Below are 16,492 nucleotides of genomic sequence, written 5' to 3'. Positions count from 1 at the left end.
CATGTTCCGGTCTCTGCTCTGTTGGCTGCTGTGTTTGATGCCTGCGCTGGCCTTGGCACAGGACGAACCCTTGCGCGTGGCCTTCAAGGATGAATTGCTGACTTTGAGCCGGACGCAACTGCTGTCGCGCGAGCCATTGCCGGACACTTTGCAGACTCCGTTGGGCAGCGTGTGGAAGCTGTTTGTCTATGGCTGGCTGGTGGACACCGGCGGCCATGAGCCGGCGTATGAATGTCGTGGGCAGTCGAAAGAGGAAGTCTATTGCTGCACCGCAGGCGGCAAGATCGAGCGCGATCAGGCGTTGGTGAAATCCTGTGGTTTGTACTTTGAGCCTGCGCGCTTGGGCATCGACGCTGCTCAATGGCGCGCGTATTGGCAGGCCCGGCAGGCGCCGCAATGGTTGCTGGATTTGCCGTCATTGCAGCCAGCCACCCGGGTTTCGGTGGCAGAGTTGCTCCGCGTGTTGGCCGTGATGCCGGCGCAGGATCAGGCCCGGCGCGTGCTGCTCGATGTGGTGCTGAGCGCGGCGGACGGCAATGTCGTCGGTGAACTCGGCAGTCGGTTACGGGTGAAAACCTGGAGCTGGCTGGGGGATCAGGATGCTGCGACGCGGCAGGGCGGATTCGCCGGTTGGACGGCAGACGGCACACCGATCTGGGCAGGTGGGCGCGGGACCAGTCAGCGGGTTCTGCGCGATTATGCCGGGGCGATTTCTACGGTGGTGCCTGCGTCCTGGCCTGCGGAGGCGGGGAAGTGTGTGGAGGTTGGGTTGTTCTCCCGCTATCCGCTTCGGCGCGTGTTGTCGGGTGATCGAGTGGCGACTTCCGGACCGTTGCGGGGCGATTACCGCGTCGAGTTCGTCAATGGCAATCAACTCGATGTTCATAGCGACGGTGAACTGTTTTTGCTCAAGGATAAGCTCGTCGCCCGACTGGATCGTGAAGAGTACGTCGCCCGCGTGCTTCAGCGCGAAGCCACTCCCGAACCGGTCGAAGCCGCCAAAGCACTGGCCGTCGCGATCCGTACTTACCTGCTGCAAAACGCCACGCGCAACGGGGAATGCCTGAGCATCGACGACAGCAGCCAGCGTCAACGGGTCGCGCCACGTCCGGCCGCCGCCGAAGCGCGCAACATTGCGGCATGGACCAGTGACCTGGTGCTGGCCGGCAGCACCGTTACTTACCATTCTGATCAACGTGGGCCGGACAAACTGTCTTGGCAACACGCAGTCGAACAGGCCCGCTCCGGCCAGCGTTACGACGCCATCCTGCTACACGCCTACCCACGCGCCAGCCTCAGCCGTTGGGACAACCCGGTAGCTTCCTGCGAAGCACTGCCCGCCGCGCAAGACTGGCTGCAAAAACAACGGCGCGGCTGGCGTCCTCGCCTGGAAAGCGAAGTGGGCTACAACGAAGTCAGCTCCTTTGCCGTCTGCCGACTGAGCTTTGGCCGCCCGTATGTCGACCGCGAACGTCAGCGCATCTACGTGCGCGGCGTGCTCTCGCTGCAAGACCGCTTCGACCTGACCCACGAATACCTGCACCTGGCCTTCGAAGCACACCCCAACGGCCAGGATGAAACCTACATCGAAGGGCTCGCCCGCCACCTTTTGCTGGATTAGACATGACACTCCGTTATCCGCAGGTCTTGCTGTTGCTCTGTTCGTTGTCGGCGTTGCCGCTGGCGATGGCGCAAGGCGTCAAACTCGACACGCCTTCTGGAGGCTGGCGAACCGGCGCACCGGAGGGCGAGGGCGAAAGTTTTCGTCAGACCGTCAACTATCCCGCCTCGTCGGTAAACACCCCGGCCGGGCAAGCCAACACAGCGCGAATCAGCGGCCAGATTCACGCCACACCGAAATCCGCCGAGCCCGGTCGGCTGATCGTCAACGGCGTCAGCATGCCGCTGAAGATCGACCCCGCCGGCCGTTTCGACCGCCCGTTCTCATTTCCCAAGGGCAGCAACAGCGTCGAAGTGCGCAGCCCTGACGGACAACAGCGCCACCGCACGCAGTTCCTCAATACCAGCGGCGGCGCCACCCCGGCCAAACTCCGCGTTTTACTGGCCTGGGACAGCGACGGCACCGACCTCGACTTGCACCTCATCACCCCCGACGGCGCCCACATCTGGTACGGCGACCGCATCGCGCCTAACGGCGCGGCACTCGATGTCGACGTCACCACCGGCTACGGCCCGGAAATCTTCGCCATGCCCGCGCCGATCAAAGGGCAGTACCTGGTGTATGTGAACTACTTCGGCGGCGGCTATCGCAGCGATGAAGAAGGGCAGGAGGATGCCGTACAACCGCTGACCACAGCGCAGGTGACGGTGATCACGGAAGAGGGGACGCCGAGCGAGAAGATGGAGACTTTTCTGGTGCCGATGCGGGCGGTGGGGGAGTTGACGTTGGTTAAGGGGTTTAGTTATCCGTGAGGAAAATTGGGCAGCAGCTTGCTGCCCAATTTTCTTGTCATCACTCAGGCCGCTAATTCAGGCCGGAAACTGCTGGAGATCAGGCGCTTGAGCGCAATATCAAGTGCCTGATCATCGAACAGTTTGCTCTTGCGAGCAGCAGCACCAGCGCCACCGTCCCAATGCTTCAATGCTTCGCGCACCGCAGGAACGGTCGCAGATACCCCTTCCTGGCTCAACAGCCAATCAACCGTCGCCAACAACTCCATGCCGAACGGGGATTCAAAACCGTCGATCAGTTGAGCTGTGCGCTCCAGCGCCTGAGAATACTCCTTGGCCTCAGTCTTGAGATATGTCTGCAAAAAGGCTTTGCGCTCTTGATCAAACCAGATCACATCGCTAATGCCAGCGTCACTGATGCGCTTGTCACAGTGCAGATAGCTGCCATCAAGGTTATCGAGTAGATGTTCCAGCCGGTTGGCGTACGGGCCATACTTATGTGCGACAAACTTCAAATTCAGAGGGTTCTCGGTATCCGGCAACTTCTCAATAGCGCGCTCGAGAAACCAGGCCAGCTTCTGGATCTCCAGCAGACTGCACTCCATGCCTAAAACCCAGTAGCGCCGAACCAATTCGGCGATAAGAGCGCGGGCTGGCGTGAGTTTTTCTACGCCCGTACGTTTGGCGACATTCAAATATTGGTTGGAAGGCTCGAACACCAAGACATCAGCATCCAGATCCCCCAAGACTTCGACAATCTGTTCACGGACTTCAGGCCATTTCAAGCCGCCATTGCCAGCACCTAACGGAGGGATCGCGACGGATTTCACATCGTTTTCAAGCAAAAACCGTCGCAGATCATGTAAGCCTTCGGTAATCCACGGCATCTGCGACGGAGAGCGCCAGTGGCGTTTGGTAGGGAAATTCACAATCCAGCGAGGGCCATCGAGTTCGTTGCTGGCCGTCACGTGCATTTTGCCGGTTTCCACTTCACCGGCTTTGCACGCCGTTGCGTACAAGCGGTAATTCTGCGCAAAGCGTTCTTTGAACATCAATGCGATGCCCTTACCCATCACACCCACAGTGTTCACGGTGTTGACGAGGGCTTCGGTTCGGGCTTCCAACAGGTTGCCTTGGGTGAATCTGATCATTGGAAATACCATTTGGGCCGCGCATGGACAGGTAGCGTCAGGCCTCTAGCGGCGACGTCTTTTTCTATGCGTACTTTCATTGCATCTGTGTGGCACATGATGCCCAGCAGTCCCGTAATCGGTAAGTGATGGTGGATCAGCGCTTCAGCCTGATAGCGCTCCATTTTGCGAGGATCATCAGGATCGCGCTTGAAGTCGCGCCGTTGAAGGATAGACCAATCGATCTGGTCGAGATTCGCCAGATCGCTGTAATAGTCTGTCCAATCCGGGTAGGCATGTGCGTTTGTGAAGACAAACGGTAGGCCAAGCTTTTCAACACGGTGGAGACTGGAGACCAGAATCACGATCTCGTCGTTAGTGCGTTGCTGAACACTCCAGCCAGAGTGAATATTCTGCATCATCACCGAGAAGGGCGTGAAATAGAAGGGCACGTAGTCGGCCAGCACACCTTCTGGTGCAATAGGCACCCGACGAGTTCGGCGTTTATCGATCAAGTCGACGTTACCAATGTTCACGTACTGCGATGCCTGCGTCGTCGAGTTTGCGCAATGCAGACCGTTGTCCAGAATCCAGGGCAGGTTATCGCGATGGACGATACGCCAAATCAGAGCTTTCTCTGGATTCAGGCTGGTGTAGTTCATTTATAAGAACATTCCGGGATTCACACTGATGGGGGTCGTAAGTCTGGGCTCGCGCATTTTAGCCTCACAAAGCAACTTGACCTCCTCGTTGGGAACATAAATCCTCGAAAAGGTTTTGGGGTTTACCACATCAGGAGAAAGGCATTCCGCCATGCAGACGCTCTTGCATTCGGAATTCTGATAAGCCCGAGTATTCATCAGCGCCCAATCGATGGCTTCAAAGCCTGAGTTGTAGTCGAGCAACTGAATGTCATCATCAGCGAGAGGATGCCGTGGAACAATTTTCCAGTCGTTCTGTTTGGCGAATTTCCGAAACACCGAAATCAGGACAAATTTCTCTTGCGGTCGACTGAGCTGTACCCGTCCATCAAATGGGTTCGCAGCGAACCAATGGAAAGGTACAAAGCGATCAAGGTTATGAGCTTTACGCTTTTTGAGAATTTCGCTGTCTGCTACATCGGTAAAATTTTCAAGGTTAGCGCGGGGCTTTAAGCCGTCTTTGAAAATACCATCCAGATTCTCGACAGCGGTGAGGTGGTATACGAAGAATTGATCCCTGATGTTAGCTTCCGACATTGCGGTCTCCTTGACCTGTACATCAATCTAAGCTGGATTCAGTCCGGCCTTGCCCCGCGCTGATGTAACCCTCGATCCGTGGGGGTAGGTAGAACAGTCGTAGCGATTCTATTGTGCTATCACTTTTAACCACAAGTGCAATATGGATATCGGCGAACAAGGCCAACTCGAACGCCGCTGAATTCATTCCTCATCAAAATAATCGCGATCCAGCGCCGGCAACCGTAACAGTCGAGATGTCACGCCCACCTCATGATCCATCATCAGATGTACCAGCCGCGTACCGTCTACCAAAACAATACCGTCCACCGATTTGGCGAAGTCAACAGCGTGCGCCGTAAAGCCAGACGTTGTGATGAACACTCCGCGCTTGGCTTTTTGCCCGGCGAGCGCGCCATAGAACGCCTGCAGTTCAGGGCGACCTACGGTGTTCTGCCAGCGTTTGGCCTGAACGTAAACCTTTTCAAGGCCTAATTTGTCGAGCGAAATAATGCCATCGATGCCCGCGTCACCAGAGCCGCCAACACGTTGCAGGTCATTGCGGCTGGCTCCGTAACCCAGACGATGAAGCACATCCAGCACGATCACTTCAAAGCGGCTGGGGCTGACTTGCAACAAGTTGTCCAAAACGTCAGCCGCCGTGGCATCGCGCAATTCCTTTAGCGCTCGCTCCAGTCGGTCGTCGGGGCTTTCGGTGGCGGAAGCCAGATCTGGCTCAACGTTTGGCTGGTCATCCAGCGGTTCAGCGTCAGGCGCTACTTTCAGCTTCACATTCATGTATCCGATTGCTAAACGCTCCACGTCTTTTGCTGAAAGTGGAAATGCATGCTCTTTGGCATACTGCGCACCCGCCTCAGTCAGCTTCCAATAGCCGCGCTTGGCACTGCTCGAAAGGCCGGCGCGTTTGAGGCGATCGTGTGCCCAACCTGAACGGTTCTTATAGGTCGCCTGACCACTCGCGATCAGTTCCTCACGCTGCGCTTCTGTTAATTGCAACATTTTGGCTGCCGCTTCGTGGGCATCCCGAGCGATCGCACCCTCGGGTTTTGTCGCGAGAAACCGCAGGATCGGTTCTATGAACTGGTCGTAGGTTGGAACGGACATGGGCGCATCCCTGTGCTGATAGGTGTGTTTTTCTGCTGACCGGCGGGCGAGTATAAATTAACGCTCGCTGAGGATGCGTTGGAGTGTTAGCGCTGGTGCCTTGAAAGCGTAAGCCGCTGTGTCTCAGTTCTCATATGCCGAATGGCTGGACACCTGAGCGACGGGCAAGGCAGGTGGAGGATCCGGCAATGGCGACCTTGGGAGCAAAGCACCGGACCGCGAAGCGCCGCGGGTAAGGTCGCTGCATCGCGCAATGCCTTGACAGACGGGATGAGACCGCTGCTTCGAGAGCTGGTAAAAGAGCTGCGAGAGTAGGACAAGATTCGTCGCGAGACTCCGGACTGAGCGAAGCGCTACGGATGTCCTGCGTGGCTTTCAGGCATTAAAAAGCCGGCTTGTGGCCGGCTTCTCGGGGACTGGCTTGGATCATTTTTGGTAAACCGCGCCAGCCTTCAAAACGTACACCCGGATCTTGCGTCCGGCTGTGGGACTCGGCGAGAAAGTCATCTGCCTTGTCGGTGCGATCAGAGCCGCTTGGCGGGTTGATGCGCAAATGTGGGGCGCAGCATACTGATTTTTTTGGGAAATTCCCAGCGTGGAGTGCGGTTTTAGAGCTATTGCACTGACGTGTAGCAGCTGCCGAAGGCTGCGTCCGGCTGCGTAGCAGTCGTCTACCCGCCACCTACGGTTTATTTGAAACACCGCAGTAACCGATTTTACATCTGCTGCGCAGCCGGACGCAGCCTTCGCCAGCTGCTACAAAGCCGGGTATTACAGGAACGGCACCTCCGGCCTGCGCTTGTTCAGTGTCGACCACCAGAACACCCAGCCCAATACCCGAATATTTTGTTCTTCGATTTGTGCGGCCCTGAAGATTTCGTCCGGGTATTGCGCGCTGTTGTGGCTGCGCATGCGTATGGCATTGCCCGGAACACGATGCAGGTATTTGATACGCAACATGCCGTCATGTTCGATCGCGTAGATTTCGCCATCGACAATCTGGGTCAAGCCTCGGTCAATCGCCAGGGTTGAGCCGTCTTCAATTTTCTCGGCCATGCTGTTCCCGATCATGTGGGCGCAGATGGCGTCGGCGTGGTTGATTTCCAGTGAGTCGAGGTGGCCGCGGGGCAGGCGGATGGACTGGCTGGGGTCTTCGACGACGTGGTTTTTTTTGGAGCCTGGGGCCGTGGCGGTTTCTTTATAAAGGGGCAGTTCGACGTCTGTGGGCTCGATGACCGTGTAGACACCGCGAATGGCCTGAGCGTCGAAGGTGTTGCCAGTTTCGTCGAGCAGGCGCAGGTGTCTGGCATCTTTCTGACCCTCACCGGTTTTCAGCCATTCACTGTTCACGGAGAGTCGCATGGCGACTTCTTCCATGCAGTGGGCGGGTACACCGCGGGTGTACCAGTTATGGACATTTTGCGGTGCCGTGTTCAAAAACTCGGCAAATCCGGAAGTCGTGATGCTGGCAAGTCGTAGGAGCGCTCGAAAGCGTGGGCCGCTAGTGTTCTTTTTCATAAACACGAGTCTACGGAGGCGGAATAAGGCTTTGAATAAACGAACTGTTCAAATTCGAGGGAAATTTAAGACTTGATGTAAGACGTCGCTGGCGAAAATTAAACAAGAAAAAACCAAATCAGAGACGCTTTAAACAAGGTGTTTAAGCGGTGCTTTTCAAACGCCCACAAAAAACCCCGGATCAACCGGGGTTTTTTATTGAAGCTTGAATCTCGCAGCAGTGCTTAGCCTTTGTAAGCGGCAACCGACTTGGTGATCGCTTCGCGGGCGGCGTCTGCGCCGGCCCAGCCTTCGATCTTCACCCATTTGCCTTTTTCGAGATCTTTGTAGTTCGCGAAGAAGTGCTCGATCTGTTGGATCAGCAGCGCTGGCAGGTCGGTGTATTCCTTCACGTCGACGTACAGCTGGGACAGCTTGTCGTGTGGAACTGCGATCACTTTGGCATCGCCGCCGCCGTCGTCGGTCATGTTCAGGATGCCGACCGGACGAGCGCGGATCACGGAACCTGGAGCAACCGGGTAAGGGGTCACGACCAGCACGTCGAGGGGATCACCGTCGTCAGCCAGAGTGTTCGGGATGTAACCGTAGTTGGCCGGGTAGAACATTGGGGTGGCCATGAAACGGTCAACGAACAGGCAATCGCTGTCTTTGTCGATTTCGTATTTGATCGGCGCGTGGTTGGCCGGAATCTCGATCGCGACGTAGATGTCGTTCGGCAGGTCTTTGCCAGCCGGAATCTTGCTGTAGCTCATTGGGCGTTGCCCCCGTTAGTTGACCAAAAACACTTGGCCGGATTGACCAAAAAGTGACGGCGATTATAGGCATATTCCTACGCCGACGCCATGGACCAGAGGTCGTGTAGACCTTAGTCGTGTGGCTGATAGACCGGATCGTGCGCCTGAAGTTGCTTCAATCTTCCGAGCGGGTCCTGGCGGTAGAACAGCTTCAACTGCTCGTATACCTGTGGATAAGCTTCATGCAGCAAATCCGGGGCGCTGAAGAAGTATTCGCTGGTGACGGCGAAGAACTCGGCCGGGTTTTCCGCGGCATAGGGATCGATGGCGGTTTCGGCGTCGGGGTTGCGCTCCAGCTGCCGATCGAGGTCGTCGTAGGCTTCCTGCATGACTTTGGCCCAGTCGCTGACCCGCATGTCGGGGTGCAGCGGCGGCAGGCCGTTGGCGTTGCCGTTGAGCATGTCGAGTTTGTGCGCGAGCTCGTGGATCACCAGGTTGTAGCCTTCCCAGCCGCCACTGGCAATGACGCCGGGCCAGGCGAGGATGACCGGCCCTTGCTGCCAGGCTTCACCGCTGTGCTCGCCGTCCCACTCGTGCTCGACGCCACTGGCGTCGCGATGGCGCTGGGGGCTGAGGAAGTCGTCGGGATAGAGAATGATTTCGTGAAAACCCTGATACCAGTTCAGATCGCCCAGGTGCAGCAACGGCAACTGTGCCTGGGCAGCGAGCAGCAGGCGTTGCTCCTGATGCAGTTCGACGCCGGGCAGGGCGGTCAGGTGTTTGTCTTCGAGGAACAGCACGCAGGCTTCGCGCAGCCATTGGTCTTCGGCGGTGCTGATGCCATCAAGAAAGCTCAGATGATGGCGCACCCGTTGCCACATCTCGTCGGCAATCGGGTGCTTGGCCAAGGTACGCCGGCGTCGCCATGCGCCAAGGGACCACATCGTGTCAGTGCGGTGCGGTTTTGGAGTTTGAGCCGCCGAAGCGGCTGCGGACCACGCCGATGATCATTGGTACCAGCGACAGCAGGATGATGCCCACCACCAGCAGCGACAGGTTCGACTTGATGAACGGTACGTTACCGAAGAAGTAGCCCAGAGTGACCAGGCCACCGACCCACAGGATGGTGCCGAGGACGCTGAAGGCGAAGAAGCGCGGATACGGCATTCTTGCTACGCCGGCGACGAACGGGGCAAAGGTGCGAATGATCGGCAGGAAACGCGCCAGCGTCACGGTTTTGCCGCCGTGCTTTTCATAGAAATCGTGGGTTTGCTGCAGGTAGTCGCGACGGAAGATCTTCGAATTCGGATTGCTGAACAAGCGTTCGCCGGCCGTTCGTCCGATGACGTAGTTGGTACTGTCACCGAGAATCGCCGCGAGCATCAGCAAACCGCCCAGCAACACCGGATCCATGCCGCCACCGGCCGCCACGGCGCCAGCGATGAACAGCAGCGAATCGCCGGGCAGGAAGGGCATCACCACCAGGCCGGTTTCACAGAAGATCACCAGAAACAGAATCGCGTAGATCCATGGCCCGTAGTTGGTGACCAGCAAGTCGAGGTACACATCGAGATGCAAGACGAGATCGAGCGGGTTGAAATCCATGGAAAGCACCTGTGATAACGGACCGGGTCGGCGGGCCTGTGCGGATGACTTCGCGAAAGCCTACAGACGGGTGTAGTTTTTCTTACAAACCGGAAAGGTCGGCATTATACGAGCTGGAGGGTGAAAAGCGCGTCGAGATTGTAGCGGGGCATGTCGGCAGGCGACCGGAAGTCTGGTGACAATTAATAACCCCTCTGTCGCGAGCAGGCTGACTATGCCGCAAGTGAGGACAGGCTCCCTGGCCACGGAAGCCGCCTCGCTTTGGATAGCTTACAACTCGTCGCTGATCGGCAATACGTAGTTCTTGAACTCGGTGTCTTCCTTGAACCCGATCGATTCGTAGGTTTTCTGCGCAACTTCATTATTGCTGCTGGTGGAAACCCGCATGCGCACGGCATTGGTTTCCTTGGCCATTTTCTTCGCGGTACGGATCAGATGGTCGGCCACCAACTGGCGACGGGCGTCCTCGGCGACATAGATGTCGTTGAGAATCCACACACGCTTGAGTGAAAGCGAAGAAAAACTCGGGTAAAGCTGACAGAAACCCATCAGTTTGTCGTCATCATCGGCCAAAGCCAGGTAAATGACCGACTCCTTACGGCGCAGGCGTTTTTCGAGGAACGCCCGGGACGAGTCCGGATACGGCAGGGAACCATAAAACTCGCGATATTTGACGAACAACGGGGTCAGCAAATCCAGGTGTTCGAGGGTCGCTTGAATAATCCGCATGGTAGGTCTCGTCTTCAAGTGGCTGTCTTGCGTGCTTGGACGGCGACGGGAAACCCTGGCAGCCGTGCGTCGATCCTGCCTTAAACTGGAACGAATGTGCAATGCGGAAGCGGTTCAGGCTTCCGGCGGACTCAGTAGGAAATTACCTTTCATGTCCGCACCGGCGTCTGACTCCAGCGTCTGAACTTGCGCTTCGTCCTTTAAATTGACCCCCGATAGCTGCCGCCGACAGGCTTCGCGCATCAGATACAGCAAACGGTGTGCCGCCATGCCGTAGCTCAAGCCTTCAAGACGCACATTGGAGATGCAGTTGCGGTAGGCGTCCGTCAGGCCGACCTTGGGATTGTAGGTGAAATATAACCCCAGGCTGTCGGGCGAGCTGAGGCCGGGGCGTTCGCCAATCAGGATCACCGTCATTTTTGCGCCCAGCAGTTCGCCGACTTCATCGGCGACGGCGACTCGGCCCTGTTCCACCAGAATCACTGGGGCGACGGTCCAGTTTTCAGCGCGCACTTGCTCTTCCAGCCGCGCCAGAAATGGCAGTGTATGACGATGAACCGCCAAAGCTGACAGGCCATCCGCGATCACGATGACCAAATCGACCCCGCCAGGATTGGCCGAGGCGTAATCGCGCAACACCTGAGCCGAATCGCCGCTCAACTTACGCCCCAGATCGGGGCGTTGCAGATAGCTGTATCGGTCAATTGCCGCGCTATGCAGCAAAACGCTTTCATGCCCGCGTTCGGCCAGTTGCGAGCGCAGGGCCGGATGGTCGAAGGGCAGATGCACCGCGTCCCGCGCCTGCGCATGGGCGTATTGGAAGTCCAGTTGTGCGCGTGTTGGCATGCTGGTGCCGGTGCGACCCAGGGCAATTCGTGCCGGTGTCAGGCGTCGCAGCTCCAGCCATGGGTTGTGCGGATCGTAGGGTGGTTTTTCCATATCAGCACTCATCCCAGTTGCGCCAAGGCCTGGCGGAAGGCCGGCGGCAGGCTGTTGCCGAAGAGAACCCGGCCGTCCGCCTGGGTGAAAATGCCCATTTTCGCCAGCCATTGTTCGAACTCCGGTGCAGGCTTGAGTCCCAGCGTCTGCCGGGCATAGAGCGCATCGTGGAACGACGTGGTCTGGTAATTGAGCATGATGTCGTCGGAGCCGGGGATGCCCATGATGAAGTTGATCCCGGCCACGCCCAGCAGGGTCAGCAGGGTGTCCATGTCATCCTGATCGGCCTCGGCGTGGTTGGTGTAGCAGATGTCACAGCCCATCGGCACGCCGAGCAACTTGCCGCAGAAGTGGTCTTCGAGGCCGGCGCGGATGATTTGCTTGCCGTTGTAGAGGTATTCCGGGCCGATGAAGCCTACGACGGTGTTCACCAGAAACGGGTTGAAATGTCGCGCTACTGCGTAAGCTCGGGTTTCGCAGGTCTGTTGGTCGACGCCATGGTGGGCGTTGGCTGACAGGGCGCTGCCCTGGCCGGTTTCGAAATACATCAGGTTTTTCCCGAGCGTGCCGCGATTGAGGCTCAACCCGGCGTCGTAACCTTCCTTGAGCACATTCAGGTTGATGCCAAAACTGGCATTGGCCGCCTCGGTGCCGGCGATCGATTGAAAGACAAGGTCCAGTGGCACGCCGCGGTTGACCGCTTCGATCGATGTGGTGACGTGGGTCAGCACGCAGGCCTGTGTCGGAATTTCGTAGCGCTGGATGATCGCGTCGAGCATTTCCAGCATGGCGCAGATCGAGGCGATGCTGTCGGTGGCCGGGTTGATGCCGATCATGGCATCACCGTTGCCATGCAACAGACCGTCGAGGATGCTCGCGGCGATGCCGGCCGGTTCGTCGGTGGGGTGGTTGGGTTGCAGGCGAGTGGACAGTCGTCCGCGCAGGCCGAGGGTGCCGCGAAACTGCGTGACCACACGGATTTTTTGCGCGACCAGCACCAGATCCTGCACGCGCATGATCTTGGAGACGGCAGCCACCATTTCCGGGGTCAGGCCGGGGGCGAGGGCGCGTAGCACTTGTTCGTCAGCAGCATCGCTGAGCAGCCAGTCGCGAAAACCGCCCACGGTGAGGTGGCTGACGACCGCGAAGGCTTGTTTGTCATGGGTGTCGATGATCAGTCGGGTGACTTCATCGTCTTCGTAGGGAATCAGGACTTCCTGCAGGAAGTGGCTCAGCGGAATGTCGGCCAACGCCATCTGCGCCGCGACGCGCTCGCCATCATTGAGCGCGGCGACACCGGCCAGAAAATCCCCGGACCGCGCCGGGCTGGCCCTGGCCATCACATCCTTGAGGCTGTCGAAGCGATAGGTCTGGGCGCCGACGGAATGGGCATATACGGCCATGGGGCGGTGTCCTCCTGATTATAAATAGCTCAAATTAACCACCAATCCCTGCAGGAGCTGTCGAGTGCAACGAGGCTGCGATCTTTAAAGGCAAGATCAAAAGATCGCAGCCTCGTTGCAGCTCCTACAGAGGGAGTGCACTTCAATAACTCAGGCGTCGGTGCAATTCATATACCTTCGAGCATAGCGTCCGCCGGTGCTTCGGAACGTTGCCGGGCGGTCAGCTGGAAATACAGGTAACCGGCGACCATGAAGCCGAGGAATACCAGACCGATCAGCGTGTTGAACCAGGCCATCGCCACCAGGCACACCACCGCCAGGAACAGCGCGATCCCCGGCACGATCGGGTAGCCCGGCGCGCGGAAGGTGCGCTCCAGGTTCGGCTCGGTTTTACGCAGCTTGAACAGGCTCAGCATACTGATGATGTACATCACGATGGCACCGAATACCGACATGGTGATCATTGCCGCCGTCAGGGTCATGCCTTGCAGGTTGACCAGGCCATCGCTGTAGATCGCCGCGATGCCGATCACGCCGCCGGCCAGGATTGCCCGGTGCGGCGTCTGGAAGCGCGAAAGTTTAGCCAGGCTGCGAGGCAGGTAGCCGGCGCGGGCGAGGGCGAAGAACTGCCGCGAATAACCGAGGATGATACCGTGGAAACTCGCTACGAGGCCGAACAGGCCGATCCACACCAACATGTGCATCCAGGTCGAATTGTTGCCGACCACCGCTTTCATCGCTTGAGGCAACGGATCGTTGATGTTCGACAGTTGACGCCAGTCGCCGACACCACCCGCCATGATCATCACGCCGATGGCCAGGAATACCAGGGTCAGAATGCCGCTTACGTAGGCGCGGGGAATTGTGCGTTTCGGATCCTTGGCTTCTTCGGCTGCCATGGCTGCGCCTTCAATGGCGAGAAAAAACCAGATCGCGAAGGGAATGGCGGCGAAAATGCCGGGAATCGAGGCCGTCGTGAATTCGTTGGAGCCTGACCAGCCATTGAGCACGAAATTGCTGAAGCTGAAGCCCGGCGCGACCACGCCCATGAACACCAACAGTTCGGCGACGGCCAGCACGGTAACCACCAGTTCAAAGGTGGCGGCGATGCTGACGCCGAGGATGTTCAGGCCCATGAATATGAAATAGGCGCCAACGGCGGCGAGTTTCGGGTCGAGTTCCGGATACTGCACGTTGAGATAGGCGCCGATGGCCATGGCGATTGCCGGGGGCGCAAAGACAAACTCGATCAACGTGGCAATGCCGGCGATCAATCCGCCTTTCTCGCCAAAGGCCCGCCGACTGTAGGCAAACGGCCCGCCGGCGTGGGGAATGGCGGTAGTCAATTCGGTGAAACTGAAGATGAAGCAGGTGTACATCGTCGCCACCATCAATGCGGTGACGAGAAAACCCAATGTCCCTGCGGTGCCCCAGCCGTAACTCCAGCCAAAGTACTCGCCGGAAATCACCAGGCCGACGGCAATGCCCCATAAATGCAGGGTGCCGAGTGTGGGTTTGAGCTGTGTGGAAGAAGTAGTCATAAGTCCTCTCTATTTTTTATTGTTGGATCTTTTGGACTTTCGGGTACGACGGGGGAGTGCAAATCCTGAATGATGGGTATGCAAGGACCGTGCCAGAGCGGCCAGGCTTCGGGGATTGTGTCATTAAGGACGTCTTCGCGAGCAAGCCCGCTCCCACATTGGACTTGTGTCTGTTATCTGATGCGGGTTTATACAAATCCCCTGTGGGAGCGGGCTTGCTCGCGAAGACGGTAGAAAGGGCGACACCGAAACATCGGTGTCGCCCCTGGTTTTTTAGAAGAAGCCCAGCGGATTGATGTCGTAGCTCACCAGCAGATTTTTGGTCTGCTGATAATGATCGAGCATCATCTTGTGGGTTTCACGGCCGACGCCGGACTTCTTGTATCCGCCGAACGCGGCGTGCGCCGGGTACAGGTGGTAGCAGTTGGTCCAGACACGACCGGCCTTGATGGCGCGGCCCATGCGGTAGGCGCGGTTGATGTCGCGGGTCCAGAGGCCGGCGCCCAGGCCGAACTCGGTGTCGTTGGCGATGGCCAGGGCTTCGGCTTCGTCCTTGAAGGTGGTGATGCTCACCACCGGGCCAAAGATTTCTTCCTGGAATACGCGCATTTTGTTGGTGCCCTTGAGCAGGGTCGGCTGGATGTAATACCCGCTCGCCAGGTTGCCCTCGAGTTTTTCCACCTTGCCACCGGTCAGCAGCTCGGCGCCTTCGCCCTTGGCGATTTCCAGGTACGAAAGGATCTTGTCGAATTGCTGTTCGGACGCCTGCGCGCCGACCATGGTGTCGGTGTCCAGCGGGTCGCCACGTTTGATCGACAGGACTTTTTTCATCACTTCTTTCATGAACTCGTCGTAGATCGACTCTTGCACCAGCGCGCGGGACGGGCAGGTGCAGACTTCGCCCTGGTTGAAGAACGCCAGCACCAGCCCTTCAGCGGCTTTTTCAATGAAGGAAGGCTCAGCCTTCATGATGTCTTCGAAGAAGATGTTCGGCGACTTGCCACCCAGCTCCACGGTGGACGGAATGATGTTTTCGGCCGCGCATTTCATGATGTGCGAGCCGACCGGGGTCGAGCCGGTGAACGCGATCTTGGCGATGCGCTTGCTGGTGGCCAGCGCTTCACCGGCTTCTTTACCGAAGCCTTGCACGATGTTCAGCACGCCGGGCGGCAGCAGGTCGCCAATCAACTCGACCAGCACGGTGATGCCCAGCGGCGTTTGTTCGGCAGGCTTGAGCACCACGCAGTTACCGGCAGCCAGTGCCGGGGCGAGTTTCCAGGCAGCCATCAGGATCGGGAAGTTCCACGGGATGATCTGCCCGACCACGCCCAGGGGTTCATGGATGTGATAGGCCACGGTGTTGCCGTCGATTTCGGCAGCGCTGCCTTCCTGGGCGCGGATGCAACCGGCGAAGTAGCGGAAGTGGTCGGCGGCCAGCGGGATGTCGGCGTTGAGGGTTTCACGCACGGCTTTACCGTTGTCCCAAGACTCAGTGATCGCCAGCAGTTCCAGATTCTGTTCGATGCGGTCGGCGATTTTCAGCAGCACCAGCGAGCGCGCCTGGGCGGACGTGGCGCCCCAGGCATCGGCCGCCGCGTGGGCAGCGTCCAGGGCCTTGTCGATGTCTTCGGCCGTGGAACGAGGGAATTCGGCAATCGGTTGGCCATTCACTGGCGAGGTATTGGTGAAGTACTGACCTTTGACAGGCGCGACGAACTCGCCGCCGATGTAGTTACCGTATTTGGCCTTGAACGAAACGATAGCGCCTTCAGTACCGGGGTGAGCGTAACGCATGATGTTTTCTCCTTGGCTTTTTGTATTTGTAAGGAAGAGCGCATGTGCGCTTGCTTTAAGCGTAGAGCAAAGGTCGGGCCACCGCCCTGCAGGTCAGGCAAATCAAGGCGTTGCGCAATTTTTGTCGGACGGGCGGGTGGCAGCTGTGACGCTATCGGTACAGCCGTCGTGACACTTTGTACCGCTTATGGCACAGGCTGTGACGGGGTGGTCTTGCCAGCATTGCAATGCAGGCCAGGCTGGAGGATGCTCGGACGACCGCTGCTGAGACACCCTGTAGGAGCTGCCGAAGGCTGCGATCTTTTGATCTTGAACACTGCACGTCAAAAGATCGCAGCCTTCGGC

At 58.1% G+C, this 16,492-nt stretch carries 15 protein-coding genes; 2 read left to right on the top strand and 13 right to left on the bottom strand.

Annotated features, from left to right (window positions below; translation table 11 throughout):
• Nucleotide 1 precedes the first annotated feature (1 nt).
• Both V6Z53_RS29685 and V6Z53_RS29680 read left to right on the top strand, forming a co-directional pair.
• A complete protein-coding gene (locus V6Z53_RS29685; protein ID WP_338583341.1) occupies nucleotides 2-1,621 on the top strand; it encodes a DUF2300 domain-containing protein in 1,620 nt (539 codons plus the stop codon).
• A gap of 2 nt (nucleotides 1,622-1,623) precedes the next feature.
• Entirely contained in the window at nucleotides 1,624-2,433 is an 810-nt protein-coding gene (locus tag V6Z53_RS29680; protein WP_338583340.1) for a DUF2135 domain-containing protein, read from the top strand.
• Between the two features lie 44 nt (nucleotides 2,434-2,477).
• Here V6Z53_RS29680 and V6Z53_RS29675 read toward each other — a convergent pair whose 3' ends face one another.
• The 13 genes from V6Z53_RS29675 to V6Z53_RS29615 form a co-directional block, all read right to left on the bottom strand.
• Entirely contained in the window at nucleotides 2,478-3,563 is a 1,086-nt protein-coding gene (locus tag V6Z53_RS29675) for a macro domain-containing protein (RefSeq protein WP_338583339.1), read from the bottom strand.
• Nucleotides 3,560-4,204 carry a DUF4433 domain-containing protein gene (locus V6Z53_RS29670; protein ID WP_338583337.1) on the bottom strand — a complete coding sequence of 215 codons (645 nt, stop codon included), beginning with the start codon at nucleotides 4,202-4,204 and terminating at the stop codon, nucleotides 3,560-3,562. Before V6Z53_RS29670 ends, V6Z53_RS29675 begins: the two co-directional genes overlap by 4 nt.
• The gene (locus V6Z53_RS29665) at nucleotides 4,205-4,780 is read right to left on the bottom strand and encodes a DarT ssDNA thymidine ADP-ribosyltransferase family protein (RefSeq protein ID WP_338583336.1); all 576 of its coding nucleotides are present in this window, start codon (nucleotides 4,778-4,780) and stop codon (nucleotides 4,205-4,207) included.
• Nucleotides 4,781-4,963: 183 nt separating this feature from the next.
• Nucleotides 4,964-5,884: a restriction endonuclease gene (locus V6Z53_RS29660; protein WP_338583335.1), complete on the bottom strand. Its 921-nt coding sequence runs from the start codon at nucleotides 5,882-5,884 to the stop codon at nucleotides 4,964-4,966.
• A gap of 771 nt (nucleotides 5,885-6,655) precedes the next feature.
• Nucleotides 6,656-7,402 (bottom strand): S24 family peptidase, encoded by a 747-nt coding sequence (locus tag V6Z53_RS29655; RefSeq protein ID WP_338583334.1) that lies wholly within the window; start codon nucleotides 7,400-7,402, stop codon nucleotides 6,656-6,658.
• A 224-nt stretch (nucleotides 7,403-7,626) separates the two neighbouring features.
• A complete protein-coding gene (gene ppa / locus V6Z53_RS29650; RefSeq protein WP_007990564.1) occupies nucleotides 7,627-8,154 on the bottom strand; it encodes an inorganic diphosphatase in 528 nt (175 codons plus the stop codon).
• A gap of 113 nt (nucleotides 8,155-8,267) precedes the next feature.
• The gene (locus tag V6Z53_RS29645) at nucleotides 8,268-9,080 is read right to left on the bottom strand and encodes a M90 family metallopeptidase (RefSeq protein WP_338583331.1); all 813 of its coding nucleotides are present in this window, start codon (nucleotides 9,078-9,080) and stop codon (nucleotides 8,268-8,270) included.
• 4 nt (nucleotides 9,081-9,084) lie between these two features.
• Nucleotides 9,085-9,741 carry a DedA family protein gene (locus V6Z53_RS29640; protein WP_338583329.1) on the bottom strand — a complete coding sequence of 219 codons (657 nt, stop codon included), beginning with the start codon at nucleotides 9,739-9,741 and terminating at the stop codon, nucleotides 9,085-9,087.
• 270 nt (nucleotides 9,742-10,011) lie between these two features.
• Complete coding sequence (locus V6Z53_RS29635) at nucleotides 10,012-10,470, bottom strand: GNAT family N-acetyltransferase (protein WP_338583327.1); 459 nt, start codon at nucleotides 10,468-10,470, stop codon at nucleotides 10,012-10,014.
• A 114-nt stretch (nucleotides 10,471-10,584) separates the two neighbouring features.
• Nucleotides 10,585-11,409, bottom strand: coding sequence for an ethanolamine ammonia-lyase subunit EutC (eutC, locus tag V6Z53_RS29630; protein WP_338583326.1), 825 nt, complete (start codon nucleotides 11,407-11,409; stop codon nucleotides 10,585-10,587).
• An 8-nt stretch (nucleotides 11,410-11,417) separates the two neighbouring features.
• On the bottom strand, nucleotides 11,418-12,812 hold the full coding sequence (locus tag V6Z53_RS29625) for an ethanolamine ammonia-lyase subunit EutB (protein ID WP_338583325.1): 1,395 nt from the start codon (nucleotides 12,810-12,812) through the stop codon (nucleotides 11,418-11,420).
• A gap of 167 nt (nucleotides 12,813-12,979) precedes the next feature.
• Nucleotides 12,980-14,353, bottom strand: a complete 1,374-nt coding sequence (eat, locus tag V6Z53_RS29620; protein WP_338583324.1) for an ethanolamine permease — start codon at nucleotides 14,351-14,353, stop codon at nucleotides 12,980-12,982.
• A 273-nt stretch (nucleotides 14,354-14,626) separates the two neighbouring features.
• The gene (locus V6Z53_RS29615) at nucleotides 14,627-16,147 is read right to left on the bottom strand and encodes an aldehyde dehydrogenase family protein (protein WP_338583323.1); all 1,521 of its coding nucleotides are present in this window, start codon (nucleotides 16,145-16,147) and stop codon (nucleotides 14,627-14,629) included.
• Between the last annotated feature and the right edge of the window lie 345 nt (nucleotides 16,148-16,492).

Origin of the sequence: Pseudomonas sp. MAG733B (assembly GCF_036884845.1) — a bacterium.
Classification (GTDB): domain Bacteria; phylum Pseudomonadota; class Gammaproteobacteria; order Pseudomonadales; family Pseudomonadaceae; genus Aquipseudomonas.
The sequence above is the reverse complement of the archived record's forward strand: the minus strand, read 5'-3'. Positions and strand labels throughout refer to the sequence as shown.

Coding starts and splice junctions, on each gene's coding strand:
- V6Z53_RS29685 (WP_338583341.1), top strand. CDS start 2: ATGTTCCGGTCTCTGCTCTGTTGGCTGCTGTGTTTGATGCCTGCGCTG.
- V6Z53_RS29680 (WP_338583340.1), top strand. CDS start 1,624: ATGACACTCCGTTATCCGCAGGTCTTGCTGTTGCTCTGTTCGTTGTCG.
- V6Z53_RS29675 (WP_338583339.1), bottom strand. CDS start 3,563: ATGATCAGATTCACCCAAGGCAACCTGTTGGAAGCCCGAACCGAAGCC.
- V6Z53_RS29670 (WP_338583337.1), bottom strand. CDS start 4,204: ATGAACTACACCAGCCTGAATCCAGAGAAAGCTCTGATTTGGCGTATC.
- V6Z53_RS29665 (WP_338583336.1), bottom strand. CDS start 4,780: ATGTCGGAAGCTAACATCAGGGATCAATTCTTCGTATACCACCTCACC.
- V6Z53_RS29660 (WP_338583335.1), bottom strand. CDS start 5,884: ATGTCCGTTCCAACCTACGACCAGTTCATAGAACCGATCCTGCGGTTT.
- V6Z53_RS29655 (WP_338583334.1), bottom strand. CDS start 7,402: ATGAAAAAGAACACTAGCGGCCCACGCTTTCGAGCGCTCCTACGACTT.
- ppa (WP_007990564.1), bottom strand. CDS start 8,154: ATGAGCTACAGCAAGATTCCGGCTGGCAAAGACCTGCCGAACGACATC.
- V6Z53_RS29645 (WP_338583331.1), bottom strand. CDS start 9,080: ATGTGGTCCCTTGGCGCATGGCGACGCCGGCGTACCTTGGCCAAGCAC.
- V6Z53_RS29640 (WP_338583329.1), bottom strand. CDS start 9,741: ATGGATTTCAACCCGCTCGATCTCGTCTTGCATCTCGATGTGTACCTC.
- V6Z53_RS29635 (WP_338583327.1), bottom strand. CDS start 10,470: ATGCGGATTATTCAAGCGACCCTCGAACACCTGGATTTGCTGACCCCG.
- eutC (WP_338583326.1), bottom strand. CDS start 11,409: ATGGAAAAACCACCCTACGATCCGCACAACCCATGGCTGGAGCTGCGA.
- V6Z53_RS29625 (WP_338583325.1), bottom strand. CDS start 12,812: ATGGCCGTATATGCCCATTCCGTCGGCGCCCAGACCTATCGCTTCGAC.
- eat (WP_338583324.1), bottom strand. CDS start 14,353: ATGACTACTTCTTCCACACAGCTCAAACCCACACTCGGCACCCTGCAT.
- V6Z53_RS29615 (WP_338583323.1), bottom strand. CDS start 16,147: ATGCGTTACGCTCACCCCGGTACTGAAGGCGCTATCGTTTCGTTCAAG.